This window comes from Streptomyces sp. NPDC127108 (assembly GCF_042677545.1).
Taxonomy (GTDB): Bacteria; Actinomycetota; Actinomycetes; order Streptomycetales; family Streptomycetaceae; genus Streptomyces.
Genome location: NZ_JBHXTE010000033.1, coordinates 102522 through 115706, shown reverse-complemented (window position 1 = coordinate 115706; position 13185 = coordinate 102522). Strand labels below are relative to the sequence as shown.

The window sequence follows — 13185 nt, the reverse complement described above, 5'->3', positions numbered from 1 at the left end:
ACCCCTGTCGCTCCGCGACAGACTCGGGGGGGGGGGGCGGGCCCCCCCGCCCCCCCGCCCCAGGTGCCGGTACGTCAGCCGATCGGCTCGCGCATCTCCTCGCGCACCCTGAGCGTCGTCTCCGCGAGCTCGTCGAGGTCGATGTCGTCGGGGTCCTGCGTCGCGCTCTCGGGGGTGACCAGGCCCACGGCCGCGCCGGTGTTGTCATCGGCCCAGGCGCACAGCGGAACGTTGCTCGTCACGCCGTTCTGCGACGACTTGAGGACCTGGCAGCGCACGGTGAGGTCGGAGCCCTTGGGGGTGATGTCCCGCGCGGGGACGGCGACCGAGGCGCCCTCCGCGTCGGCGGAGCCCTTCATCAGGTCCGAACGGGCCTTGCCGGGGTCCTTGAAGCGCCCGTACATCCCAGAGACCACGAGCGCGTTCTGTGAAAACGTGCCCCGGCCGTTGAACTGGCCGACGACCGCCTTCGGGTCCCGGACGTTGGACCGGTTCTTGTTCTCCTCGACCACCTTCCGGCCCGCCGTGTCGGAGAGGTCCTGCGCGAGCTTGTAGGTGCCGTTGAGCAGCTTGCCCGGCATGCGCAGCCGGTACTTTGCCTCCGGGAACCCGGCGTCCGTGGAGCTGCCGATCAGGGCGAGCGCGACGAGGATCACGATGACGGCGCCCACGACGCCCCCGACGATGCCGAGGATCTTGCCGGTGCGACGCCCGTTCTGCGGCGGTCCGCCATAGGGCGCGCCCCAGGGAGCGGGCCCGGGAGCAGCGGGATAGGGCGCGTACTGGCCCTGGGGCGGGGCCTGTCCCGGGTCCTGCGGCGGGGCGTACGGCGACGGTGGGGGCTGCTGCCCGTAGGGGGCCTGAGCTGGGCCGAAGCCCTGCGGGGGCGGTGGTGGCGGCGTGGACATGCCGACACGCTACGTCACAGTTGTGACGGTCCGACAACCGGCCCGGCGGCACCGGGGAGACGGGTGGGAGCCTTGCGCCTTCGGTCGGGCATGGACATCGGGCGACACCGTTGTGCCGCGATGAGCACAAGGTGCGTGCTGTTGCTGTCATATGCCGGGGTGCTGGGCCGCCGGACGGCAGGCTGCGGGGGATGGGCGTACAGGATGTGCACACGGCTCTCACGGCGCTGGGAGCCGCCTTCTCGGGAGTGGCGGCTCTCGCCGCCGTCGTGGTGGCGCGCTGGCAGCCGGTGTTCGGGCGGCGCGTCGCCCTGGAGTCGATGGGCTCGCAGGCGGCCGTGGAACGTGAGTTGCGCCTCGAGGCGCAGCGGTGCGAGGCGTGGACGGTGTTCCTGCGCGCCTCGGACGCGTTCGCCGACGCGGTGTGGCGGCTCGGGGAGATCGACGCGCGCTCCCGGACGGAGACACTGCGCTCCCGGAGCGAGGCGCTGACGGAGGCGTGCTCGGGGCTGCGGGTCCTCGGTCCTGAGTGCGTCGTGCGGCACGCGGAGGCGGTGCGGGAACGGTGCGCGCGCATGGAGCGGTACGCCGCCCGGCGGGCCGTGGTGCGGTCCGCGCTGCGCGCCCTGGAACGGCGGTGGTGTCCGGGCAACGCCGAGTGGTGCGAGGACGACGCCCACGGCTGTGCCTTCGTCGCCCACGACCTGCTGGAGGGGTGGGGCGAACGGGACGAGGACGACCGCCCCGACGACCTGGACTTCCTGGAGTACCTGATCAGGGAGAGCGGCGTCCTCGCGGACGACGGCGCGCCGGTGGAGAGCGGCGTCCTGACGGAGGACGACCTGCGGCTGCTGCTCGCCGTCGCGGGCGACCCGGTGTCCTGGAACTACCTCGTCGCCGAGGACCGCTGGCTGCGGCCGCGCACCGGATTCGACGAGGAGCGGGACGCGTTCATCGCGTCGGCACGGGCCTTCCTGGCCGAGGGCGGGCGAGCGGGGGCGGGGCGGACGCCTGCTTAGGACGCCCGCGTGGACGGCGGCGTGGACGGCGGCCTTCCAGTGCCGACCCACCGGACAGGCCCTAGGCTTCCACCCGGCCCCGCCCCCGACCCCGATCCCAGGAGCGCGCACCGTGTTCGACGCCGTACCGGAGAACCCCTACCCCGACGGCCTGCGGCCGGACCGGGCACCCGCGCCGCACGCGCTGCTCACGCCGGTGCTCGGGCTCCTCGGCACCTGGCACGGCCGGGGGCAGGGCACCTATCCGACGCTCGCCGCCGACTTCACGTACGCGCAGGAGGTCACCTTCAGCCACGACGGCCGCCCCTTCCTCCGCTACGAGGCCCGCGCCTGGCTCCTCGACGCCGACGACGCGCCGCTGCGTCCTTCGGCGCGGGAGAGCGGCTGGTGGCGGGTGCAGCCCGACGGCCGGGTGGAGGCGCTGATCACCCAGCCGACGGGCATCGCGGAGATCGCGGTGGGCCACGCGGCCGACGGCACCGTCGACCTCAGCACCCACGAGGTGGCCCGCACCCCCACCGCCAAGGAGGTCGACGCCACCCGCCGCCGCTACACCCTCGCCGACGACACGCTCACGTTCGTCCACGACCTCGCGGCCGTCGGCCAGCCGTTGCAGCACCATCTGCGGGCGCTGCTGCGGCGCGAGGGGTAGGCCGCCCGCGCCGGAGAGGCCGAACGGGCCACCCGGCGCGGCCGTTCGCGGCCGTCACCGCCGTACCGCGGGGGAGTCAGCCGCCGTACCGCAGGGAGATCGTGTCCCCGAGCTTGATCTCCTTGTCCCGCGCGGCGGCCGCGGCCGCCGCGCCGTCGACGCTCGCCTTCCAGGTCGAACCGCCGCTGTTTGCCTTGCCGTTGAGGGCCGTGATCGTGCCGGTGCCGCTGCCCGGCGTGACGGACGTGACGCAGCCCGCCGGGGTGGCCGACGACGACGCCGCGTCCAGGACCGCGCCGAGCGTGGTGGTCTTCGCGGTCGGCGTGAAGGCGACGGAGCAGACCTTGAGCGACGTGCCGTCGTCGACGGTCAGGGCGAGGCTGGTCGCGGTGCCCGGCGTGAAGTCGGCGGTGGCGGCCCAACGGGACGCGCCCGTCGTCGTCGGGGTCGGCGGGGCCGCCATGAAACCGCCCCCGGCCACGGCCCGAAGGCCGTCGATGGAGGCGTACGCGGACGGCGTGGTGTCGGTCGGCAGGTACTTGAAGCCGCCGCCCGGCTTGAACTGCTGGGCGATGAGGAAGTCCACCGGGGTCTTGCCCGCGGGCGTGAGGAAGTCGCCGGTCTGCGGGTTGATGCCGCAGGCGTTCAGGCCCGACACGGCCCAGCCGTTGGAGTCGGTGTTGGCGCCGAACATGGCGGCGAACGCACCGGAGTTGTTGATGAGCTTCGACTTCAGGAAGGCCCTGGCCTTGGTGATGGCGGGGTCGGTCGAGGGCACCCCGGACACGCACAGGGAGGCCATCGCGGCGCCGGTCATGTCGATGTCGCCGGGCGTGGCGAGCGCGTCGGGGTCGCCCTCGGCCTTGCCGAAGTTCCAGCCGCCGTCGTTGTGCTGGTTGGCGCGGACCGTGGCGACGGACCGGTCGAGCAGCGCCTGCGGCACGCGCTTGGCCCCGGACTGGGTCTTGGCGCCGCCCAGCGAGATCAGCGCGAAGACCGTGCCGTTGAAGTTGGACGGCGAACCCCAGTAGCCCGGCGCGGAGTTCTGCCAGTGCGCGTAGGTGTCCGCGATCAGGTTGCGGCTCGCCGAGACGCGGGCCGGGTCGATGCCCGCCGAGTAGGCGTTGATGATGCCGCGTTCGTAGTCGGTGACGACCGGCGAGGTGCCCGGCCAGCCCGCCGCCGCGAGGTGCGCGCGGTACACGGTGCGGGCGTTCTTGGAGGTGTCGCCGCCGGGGCTGACGTCGGCGGCCGCCGTGCCCGCCGAGGCGAAGGCCGAGAACGCCCACTCGTTGGACAGGCCCGCGCCCGCGTACGAACCGTCGGCGCCCTGCAGGGATCTGAGATAGCTCACGCCGTTCGTCTTGGACGTGGCTATCTGGCCGGGCGTGGCGGTGGCGGCCGCGGGGAGCGCGGTCAGGACGAGGGCGCCCACCGCGCCGAGGGCGGTGGGCACGGCGAGGAGGGTGCGGCGGGCGGCACGGGTCGAGGTCATGTCGGGGGCTCCCGGGATGAGGGGGCGGCGGCCTCACGTCCCCCGCGGCCGGTCCCCTGTGCGTGGACCCGAGCCGGACGACACGCGGCCGTCGCCCGAGCGCGTGGGGTCGACGTCCATTGACGCTGGCCGTTCGGGCATTCGGGCTCGGCCCGGCTCCCTGCCGGTCCACACCGCTGCGCGTCAGCTCTGGGTTCCCACCAGATTCCCCCGATCGGCAGCACAGGACGGTACTCGAACCTCACAGAACCCGCACACCCTTGCCATCACATTCGCAACTGTGCTCTAATTCGGCCGATTCCAAGCTCAGTCATCAGGGGAAGCCGGTCGAAGTCCGGCGCTGACCCGCAACCGTAGGTTCGCCGAGCGCCTCAAGTGCCCGGCGGGCGAGCCGGATTACCTGGACTGAGGGCAAGCGATTGACGCCGTCGCGGACTACGGCGTGGTTCGGACGGTTTCTCCACGCGGGCCCCGGCCCCGGACCTGCCACCACGCGGACTCCGCCGCGGCAGACGCCCAGGGGGCAGTGGTGGGGCAGGGAACCGGACGGGTCCGGAGCATACGCACGAGAGGTCTCGCGCTGCTGTGCGCGGCCGCGACAGCGCTGGGCGGCGGTGTCCTGCTGCTCGGCCCGGCCACTCCCGCCGCGGCCGATCCGATGAGCTCCTGCACGCGCACCAAGGGCGCGGTCGTCGCGGTGGACTTCGCCGACTGGGGCGGCGGTGTGGTGCGCGGCTGCGACGCCACTCCGACGACCGGCTACGACCTGCTGCACGAGGCCGGATTCAGCACCGAGGGCACCGAGCACGACGGGCCCGCCTTCATCTGCCGCCTCGGGCACAAGAAGTTCAACTCCGGCAAGCAGTACCCGACGCCGGGCCAGGAGAAGTGCAAGCTCACCCCGCCCGCCACCGCCTACTGGTCGTACTGGATCGCCCCGCCCGGCCAGGACTACTGGACGTACAGCCCGCTCGGCGCCATGAGCCAGAATCCGAAAAACGGCTCCGTCGAGGCCTGGGTGTTCGGCGCCACCGACCCCGACGGCACCAGCGGCGGCCCCACGTTCACCCCCGCCCAGGTGCGCGCGGGCGGCCAGACCGACCCGGGCGACAACCCGCCCGACGTCAAGCCAGGCAAGGTCGACCTGAAGGCCGCGGACGCCTGGCTCAGGGGCCGGCTCACCGGGGGCGACCACGTCCGCGACGAGGGTGCCGAGAACGCCAACCTCTACCAGACGGCGCACACCGCCCTCGCCCTCGCGGCCACCAAGGGCCGCAGTACCACCCTCGACCGGATGAAGTCCTACCTCGCCGCGCGCACCGAGGAGTTCGCCTACCCGCAGGGCACGGGCAAGGCCCCGAGCCCGATGGGCGCGTCCCTGCTGGCGCTGCTCGCCGAGAGCACCGAGGGCGACCCGCACTCCTTCGGCGGCCACAACCTGGCCGGTGACCTCGGCAGGAGCGTGTGCACCGCGGGCGGTACCGCCGACTGCGTCGCCAAGGGCGACTTCCCCGGTGTGGGCGACGTGGAGACCCAGGCCCTCGCCGTGCTCGCGCTGCACCGCGCGGGCCGGAAGGTCCCCGCCGACGCCGTCGCACGCGTCGCCGCCCACCAGTGCAAGGACGGCGGCTTCAGCCCGACGCTGCTGCGGGACGGCGACACCTGCTCCTACAGCGACCCCGCCACCACGCCCTACGCGACCATCGCGCTCCAGCAGGCGGGCGGCCACACCGACACCGTGGCGAAGGCCCGCAAGAACCTGCGCGGCGCCCAGCTCCCCACCGGTGCCGTCGCCGCCTACCCCGGCGTGACCACCGGAGACGTGACCGCCACCGCCAGGTCCGCCCAGGCGATGCGGCTCCTCGGCGACACGGTCCGCGCGGACGCCGCCGTGTCCTGGCTGTCGCGGCAGCAGACGAAGTCCGGCGGCTTCGGCTCCGACGAGGGCGCCACCGACCCGGCCATCTTCCCGACCTGGGCCGCCGCGTTCGCGGGCGCGCGCACCAGCCTGGCCGCGCTCACCACCAAGCGCCCCGACCAGACCAAGCCGCCCGTCGACCCGACGAAGCCGCCCACCGACCCCTCCGACCCGGACCCGGTGAAGCCGCCGACCTCCGGGGTGAAGCCGCCGTGGCGCGCCGGTGAGGGCCCCGACCTGAAGAAGGGCACCGCCTACCTCACGGCGGGCTCCCGGCTGAAGAAGGGCCACTACTACGAGAACGTCTCCGGGACCGGCTTCGCCGACTACGGCCTGACCATCGACGGCGCCTACGCGCTGGCCGCCACCGGCACGAACAACAACAAGCTGCGCGGGATCGTCGACTTCCTCGACGGCGAGGGCAAGGACGCCAGCTCCGGGCGGCGCACCGTCAACGACTGGACGGGCGTGGGCACCTCGCACGCGGCCGGGGGCTCCATCGGCAAGGTCGCGCTGCTCGCCCAGGCCGTCGGCCGCGACCCGCGCGACTTCGCCGGGCACGACCTGGTCGCGGCGCTCGGCAAGGCCGTGTGCAAGAAGAAGAGCCAGGGCGCGGACCGCAGCTGCGCCGCCAAGGGTGCCTACAAGTACGCCCCTTCGGTGTTCTCGCAGTCCCTCGCCGTCATCGCGCAGCTGCGCGCGGGCGAGAAGCGCGCGGCCGCCACCCCCCTCACGTACCTGCGGAGCCTGCAGAAGACCTCCGGTGCCTGGCCGAGCCTCATCCCGCCGACCGGTGACTCCGAGGTGGATTCCACCGCCATGGCCGCGATGGCCCTGGACCTGGCCGGTGACACCCGCTCGAAGAAGGCCGTCGCCAAGGCCCTGAAGTGGATCGCGTCCAAGCAGCTCCGCAGCGGCGGGTTCCCCGGCGCGTCCGGTGACTCCGTCAACTCCGCGGCCCTCGCGGTCCAGGGCCTGTCCCTGGACGCCCCGAAGTACAAGGCCCAGATCAAGAAGGCCCGCAAGTTCCTGGCCAAGCAGCAGAACCGGGACGGCGGCTTCAACGTGGCGGCCGGAGGGCAGCGCGGCTCCGACGTCCGCGCCTCGACGCAGGCGCTGGGCGGCGCGATCGGCACCTCGTTCGGCACGCTCGTACGCGACCTCGACGGCACCCGGCCGCAGCCGCCGGGCGCGTCCTCGGACGACCCCTCGCAGGCGCCCGGCGACGGTGGCGACACCGACATCGTCACTCCCGGCGGCGGGCCGGGCGGATCCGCGGCCGGGGACACCCCGACCGGCCCCCTCGCCTCGACCGGCGCCCAGGTGACGGGGCTCGCCCTCGCCGCCGTCGTCCTGTGCCTCGCGGGCTGGCGCACCGTGGTCGTCGCCCGGCGCCGCGGCGGACTCGCGGGAGGCAGCCGGTGATCCGCCGCCTCGCGCGCACCGCGCTGAGCGCGGCGGCCGCCCTCGCCCTGGCCGCGGGCGCGCTCGCCGCCACCACCGGCCAGGCCGCGGCCGCGCCCCGGCCCATCGGGCAGTGCACCACCACGTCCGGTGCGGTGCTCGCCGTCGACTTCAGCGACTGGGGCGGGCCGATCCTGCGCTCCTGCGGCACCACGCCCACCACCGGCTACGAACTGCTCAACCAGGGGGGCTGGCGCACCACCGGCACCGGCCACGACGGCCCCGCGTTCATCTGCCGCATCGGCTACAGCGGCTACAAGGGCGGCAAGCAGTTCCCCACGCCCGCGCAGGACGACTGCGTCCTCACCCCGCCCGCCACCGCCTACTGGTCGTACTGGCACGCCGACCCCGGCGCGAACACCTGGCAGTACAGCCAGCTCGGCGCCATGCTCTACAAGCCCAAGCCGGGCAGCGTCGACCTGTGGATCTTCGGCGGCACCAACATCGAGGGCACCAAGGGCCGTCCGACGGTCAGCCCGAACCAGCTGCGCGCCCGCAACTCCCGCCCCGTCGGCGGCAAGGCCCCCGCGCCGCACCAGACGAAGACCGCGAAGCCGCTGCCGCCCGGCGTCGACACCGGCCCCGCCCCCGAGCGTCCCGTGACGGAGAAGCCCGCCCCCAAGGAGAAGAAGGACAAGAAGAAGGAGAAGGCGAAGCGCGAGAAGTCGCCGTCGCCCTCCGCCACCAAGAAGCCCTCGCCGTCCGCGAGTTCCGGCGCGGGCGAGGCCAAGGCCGCGCCGAAACCGTCCACCAAGGTCGTCGACGCCGCCCCGGCCGCCGACGCCGACCACGACTCGGGCTCGTACGTACCGGCCGCCCTCACCGGCGCCCTGGTCCTCCTTGTCGGCGGCGCGGGCGCGTACGCGGCCAAGCGTCGCCGTCGTACGGAGTAGGGGTGCGCCTCCGCAACGCCACCGCACGTCCGTCCGCGCCCGGTGTCCTGCCGGGCGCGGACGAGCGCCGGCTGCCGCGCACCCTGCACCCGCTGGCCTGGTGGGTGTGGGCGCTCGCGCTCGCCACCGCCGTGAGCCGCACCAACAACCCGCTGCTGCTGTTCCTCGTCCTCTCCGTCCTCGGCTATGTGATCGGCATGCGCCGCACCGAGGCGCCGTGGGCGCGCGGCTTCAAGTACTACCTGTACCTGGCGCTCACCGTCGTCGCGATCCGCGTCGTGTTCCGGGCCGTCTTCGCCACCGGCATCACGCCCCACGACCACTTCCTGTTCTCCCTGCCTCACATCCCCACTCCCGACTGGTACGCGGGCATCCAACTCGGCGGCCCCGTCTCGCTGGAGGCCGTCCTGTCGGCCGCCATCGACGGGCTGCGGCTCGCCTGCATGCTGTGCTGCATCGGCGCCGCCAACACCCTCGCCAACCCCAAGCGGGCGCTGCGCGTCCTGCCCGGCGCGCTGTACGAACTCGGCGTCGCCGTCACCGTGTCGATCAGCGTCGCCCCGCAACTCGTGCAGAGCGTGCAGCGCGTGCACCGCGCCCGGCGCCTTCGCGCGGGCCGCACCAAGGGGCTGCGGGCCCTGCGCGGCGTCGTCGTACCCGTCCTCGAGGACGCCCTGGAGCGTTCGCTGCGCCTGGCCGCGGCCATGGACTCGCGCGGCTACGGCAGGGCGGGCAGCGCCACGAAGGCATCCCGGCGGCTGACCGGGGCGCTGATGCTGCTCGGCATGTGCGGCCTGTGCGCCGGCGCGTACGGACTGCTCGACGCCTCCACGCCCCCGTTCCTCGGGCTGCCCGCGCTCGCGGCCGGGGCGGTGCTGTGCGTGGCGGGTTTGCGGCTCGGCGGGCGGCGCGTCACCCGGACCGCGTACCGGCCCGACCCGTGGCGGTTCGAGGAGTGGGCCGTCGCCGCCTGCGGAGTGCTCTCCGCCGTGCTCCTGTTCACCAACGTGGGCTTCGACGCGGCCGAACTCAACCCGTCCCTCTACCCGTTGAGCTGGCCCACGCTGCCGCTGGTCCCGGCGGCGGCGATCCTGCTCGCGGGCGCCGCCGGATTCCTCGCGCCCCCGCCGCTGCCCACCACCGCCCCGCAGGCCGCCCCGCGCGTGCCCGCACGGCGATCCGAGAAAGCCTCCGCCAAGTGATCACCTTCGACCACGTCAGCGTCCAGTACGACGACACCGTCGAACCCGTCCTCAGCGGCGTCGACCTGACCGTCGAGGAGGGCGAACTCTGCCTCGTCGTCGGCCACACCGGCGTCGGCAAGTCCACCCTCCTCGGCGCGGTCAACGGACTCGTCCCGCACTTCACCGGCGGCACCCTGTACGGCTCGGTGACCGTGGACGGCCGCGACACCGCGGGACACCCGCCCCGGGAACTCGCCGACGTCGTGGGCGTGGTGGGCCAGGACCCCATCGACGGCTTCGTCACCGACACCGTGGAGGAGGAACTCGCCTACGCCATGGAGCAGTTGGCGGTGCCGCCCGCCACCATGCGCAAGCGCGTCGAGGAGACCCTGGACCTCCTCGGCCTCGCCGACCTGCGCCACCGCGCCCTGCACGAGCTGTCCGGCGGCCAGCAGCAGCGCGTCGCGATCGGCTCCGTCCTGACCGCCCACCCACGCGTCCTGGTCCTCGACGAGCCCACCTCCGCCCTCGACCCGACCGCAGCCGAGGAGGTCCTCGCGGCGATCACCCGGCTCGTGCACGACCTCGGCGTCACCGTCCTGCTCGCCGAGCACCGCCTGGAGCGGGTCGTGCAGTACGCCGACCGCGTCCTGTACCTGCCGGGCGACGGCCGGGTGGTCTCCGGGCCGCCCGCCGACATCTTCCGCACGACCGCGATCGCCCCGCCGGTGGTGGAGCTCGGCCGCCGCGCCGACTGGACGCCGCTGCCCCTGTCGGTCCGCGACGCGCGCCGCGCCGCCGCCCCGCTGCGCACCCGCCTCGCCGGGGCGCCCGTCCCCGCCGCCCGGCCCCCGGCCCCGGCGGCCGGACAGCCCCGGCTGCTCGATGCCAGGGGTGTCAGCGTCCGCTACCGGGGCCAGGCCCTGCCCGCCGTCCGCGAGGCCGACGTGGCGCTGCGCGGCGGCGAGACGACCGCCCTGATGGGCCGCAACGGCTCCGGCAAGTCGTCGTTGCTGTGGGCGCTCCAGGGATCGGGGGCGCGGACGGGCGGGACGGTGCGGGTGGCGCCGTTCGGGGCGGACCCCGGCAGGGGGAGCGGCTCCAGCGACCCGGGCCCCGGCAAGGAGGACGGCTCCCGTGACCCGGGCGCCGTCTCCGCCACCGAGGCCCGGCGCCTCGTCGGGCTCGTGCCGCAGACCCCCACGGACCTCCTCTACCTGGAGAGCGTGCGGCAGGAACTCGACCAGGCGGACGCCGAGTCGGCGGTGGCGGACGGTCCCGGCGCCCGCGCGATCCTGGACCGCCTCGCCCCCGGCATCGACGGCGGCACGCACCCCCGCGACCTGTCCGAGGGCCAGAAGCTCGCCCTGGTCCTCGCGATCCAGCTGTCCGCCGCGCCCGGTGTGGTCCTCCTGGACGAGCCGACGCGTGGCCTCGACTACCGCGCCAAGGCCCAACTGACGGCGATCCTCGACGAGTTGGCGGCCGAGGGGCGCGCTGTCGTGGTGTCCACGCACGACGTGGAGTTCGTCGCGCGGACCGCCGACCGGGTCGTCGTGATGGCCGAGGGCGAGATCGTCGCGGACGGCCCGGCCGCCGAGGTGATCGTGGCCTCGCCGGTGTTCGCGCCACAGGTGGCCAAGGTGCTCGCGCCGCTGCCGTATCTGACGGTGGAACAGGCGTCGGCGGCGCTGGCGGCGGAGCGGTCATCGGCCGACGGGGCCTCGGTGGACGGGGTGCCGACGGCGCCCGCGCCGGAGCAGGCCTCGAAGGTGGCCGCGGGCACGAAGGCCGAAGCCGGTGGCGACCGGTGAAGGGGCGCGCACAGCCCCGTACCAGCGCGATCCGTACCACCGCGATCCGGATCACGCCCCGGGCCGGAGTCGTCATCGCGATGGCCGCGTTCCTCGGCGTGGTGGCGTTCTTCTGGCCGTTCGTGGTCGCCCCCGGCACCTTCGGCTCGACGTACGCGCCCCTGCTCATCTTCGGCGTGCTGCTCGTCCTCGTGCTGTGCGTGGTGATCTCGGAGATCGCCGAGGGCGGCATCAACTCCAAGGCGCTCGCGATGCTCGGCGTGCTCTCCGCCGTGAACGCGGCGATCCGGCCCCTCGGCGCGGGCACGGCCGGGATCGAGACCGTCTTCTTCATCCTCGTGCTCGCCGGGCGCGTGTACGGGCCCGGCTTCGGCTTCACCCTCGGCTGCACCTCGCTGTTCGCCTCGGCGCTCATCACCGGCGGGGTCGGGCCGTGGATGCCGTACCAGATGTTCGGCTGCGCCTTCGTGGGCATGCTCGCGGGCCTCCTGCCGAGGGCCACAGGTCGGCTCGAAGTGCTGATGCTCGCGGTGTACGGATCGCTGTCCGGCTATCTCTTCGGGTTCCTCCTGAACCTGTCCTTCTGGCCCTTCTCCCTCGACCCGAACAGTTCCATCGCCTACCTGCCCGGGCTGCCCTTCACCGAGCAGTGGCAGCGCTACCTCGCCTTCGACCTCGCGACGTCCCTGGGCTGGGACACCGGGCGTGCCGTGACGAACTTCGTCTGCGTCATGCTCGCGGGACCCGCCGTGCTCACCGTCTTCCGGCGCGCCGCCCGCAAGGCCCGCTTCCAGGCGCCGGTGCGGTTCGCACCGGCCGCGCGCCCGGCCGGGGACGGGGCCGAGGGGGCGAACGGGGCGCCCGGCGGTCCCTGAACGTACGGTCGAGGCATGCGCATCGTCTCCCTGCTCCCCGCGGCGACCGACATCGTCGCCGAACTCGGCCTGATCGACGACCTCGTGGGCCGCACGCACGAGTGCGACTGGCCGCCCGCGCGGGTGGCCGACGTGCCCGTGGTCACCGCGGCCGGGTTCTCCGCGGACGCGCTCGCCAGCCGGGAGATCTCCGCGGCCGTCGGCGGCGGTACGCACCGCGGCTCCTCGCTCTACACCCTCGACGTCGCCGCCCTGTCCGGGCTCGCCCCCGACGTGGTGCTCACCCAGGACCTGTGCGACGTGTGCGCGGTGTCGTACGAGAGCGTGCGGGACGCCGTGCGGGTCCTCGACGGCGAAGGACCCCGGGTGCTCAGTCTGGAGCCGCGGCTCCTGGACGACGTCCTGGACTGTGTCGTGCGCGTCGGCGAGCTGCTCGGGGTCGGCGCGGTCGCGCGCGCACGCAGGGAGGAGCTGCGGCGGCGGCTCGCGACGGTGCGGGACCTGACGCGGGGGCGCCCCCGTCCGCGGACCGTCGCCATCGAGTGGCTGGACCCGCTGTGGCCCGCGGGCCACTGGGTTCCCGAACAGATCGACTGCGCGGGAGGCGAACCGCTGCTCGCGGCTCCGGGCGAGCACACCCGGCCCATGGACTGGGCGACCGTGCGCGCCGCCCGGCCGGATGTCGTGCTCGTCCTTCCCTGCGGCTTCAGCCCGGAGCGCACCCTGCGGGAACGCGCGCTCCTGGAGGCGCTGCCGGGCTGGGCGGAGCTGCCCGCCGTACGGGACGGACGTGTCTGGGTCCTGGACGGCCCGGCGTACTTCAACCGCCCGGGCCCGCGCGTGGTGCGGGGCGCGGAGGTCCTGGCCCAGGTGCTGCACGGGGTGACGGCCGGGGAACCGGTCCGCGAGGAGGAGGCCAGGCGGCTGCGCTGAGGGCCGCCCGCCGAGGAGTTCTCGACGCCG

At 74.2% G+C, this 13185-nt stretch carries 10 protein-coding genes and 2 riboswitches; of the genes, 8 read left to right on the top strand and 2 right to left on the bottom strand.

What is annotated here, in order from left to right; translation table 11 throughout:
• Nucleotides 1–74: 74 nt before the first annotated feature.
• Nucleotides 75–908, bottom strand: a complete 834-nt coding sequence (locus ACFVHO_RS26445) for a hypothetical protein (RefSeq protein ID WP_385719404.1) — start codon at nt 906–908, stop codon at nt 75–77.
• Between the two features lie 191 nt (nt 909–1099).
• Here ACFVHO_RS26445 and ACFVHO_RS26440 point away from each other — a divergent pair, with 191 nt between their 5' ends.
• Together ACFVHO_RS26440 and ACFVHO_RS26435 are read left to right on the top strand one after the other, a co-directional pair.
• Complete coding sequence (locus tag ACFVHO_RS26440; protein ID WP_385719401.1) at nt 1100–1927, top strand: hypothetical protein; 828 nt, start codon at nt 1100–1102, stop codon at nt 1925–1927.
• A gap of 112 nt (nt 1928–2039) precedes the next feature.
• Nucleotides 2040–2579, top strand: coding sequence for an FABP family protein (locus ACFVHO_RS26435; RefSeq protein WP_385719399.1), 540 nt, complete (start codon nt 2040–2042; stop codon nt 2577–2579).
• Nucleotides 2580–2655: 76 nt separating this feature from the next.
• Here ACFVHO_RS26435 and ACFVHO_RS26430 read toward each other — a convergent pair whose 3' ends face one another.
• On the bottom strand, nt 2656–4074 hold the full coding sequence (locus tag ACFVHO_RS26430) for a hypothetical protein (RefSeq protein ID WP_385719396.1): 1419 nt from the start codon (nt 4072–4074) through the stop codon (nt 2656–2658).
• A 135-nt stretch (nt 4075–4209) separates the two neighbouring features.
• Nucleotides 4210–4285, bottom strand: a riboswitch (cobalamin riboswitch).
• Nucleotides 4286–4349: 64 nt separating this feature from the next.
• A riboswitch (cobalamin riboswitch) is annotated at nt 4350–4498 on the top strand.
• 105 nt (nt 4499–4603) lie between these two features.
• On the opposite strand from ACFVHO_RS26430, the gene ACFVHO_RS26425 reads away from it, so the two are divergent.
• The 6 genes from ACFVHO_RS26425 to ACFVHO_RS26400 all read left to right on the top strand — a co-directional run bounded on the left by ACFVHO_RS26425 (nt 4604) and on the right by ACFVHO_RS26400 (nt 13155).
• Nucleotides 4604–7417, top strand: a complete 2814-nt coding sequence (locus ACFVHO_RS26425; RefSeq protein ID WP_385719394.1) for a prenyltransferase/squalene oxidase repeat-containing protein — start codon at nt 4604–4606, stop codon at nt 7415–7417.
• A complete protein-coding gene (locus ACFVHO_RS26420) occupies nt 7414–8349 on the top strand; it encodes a hypothetical protein (RefSeq protein ID WP_385719391.1) in 936 nt (311 codons plus the stop codon). The genes ACFVHO_RS26425 and ACFVHO_RS26420 overlap by 4 nt, the downstream gene beginning before the upstream one ends.
• Before the next feature lie 2 nt (nt 8350–8351).
• A complete protein-coding gene (locus ACFVHO_RS26415) occupies nt 8352–9551 on the top strand; it encodes an energy-coupling factor transporter transmembrane component T (RefSeq protein ID WP_385719389.1) in 1200 nt (399 codons plus the stop codon).
• Nucleotides 9548–11347 carry an ABC transporter ATP-binding protein gene (locus ACFVHO_RS26410; RefSeq protein ID WP_385719386.1) on the top strand — a complete coding sequence of 600 codons (1800 nt, stop codon included), beginning with the start codon at nt 9548–9550 and terminating at the stop codon, nt 11345–11347. The genes ACFVHO_RS26415 and ACFVHO_RS26410 overlap by 4 nt, the downstream gene beginning before the upstream one ends.
• A gap of 80 nt (nt 11348–11427) precedes the next feature.
• Nucleotides 11428–12222, top strand: a complete 795-nt coding sequence (locus ACFVHO_RS26405; protein ID WP_385719419.1) for an ECF transporter S component — start codon at nt 11428–11430, stop codon at nt 12220–12222.
• Nucleotides 12223–12237: 15 nt separating this feature from the next.
• Nucleotides 12238–13155 carry a cobalamin-binding protein gene (locus tag ACFVHO_RS26400; RefSeq protein WP_385719384.1) on the top strand — a complete coding sequence of 306 codons (918 nt, stop codon included), beginning with the start codon at nt 12238–12240 and terminating at the stop codon, nt 13153–13155.
• Nucleotides 13156–13185: the final 30 nt, after the last annotated feature.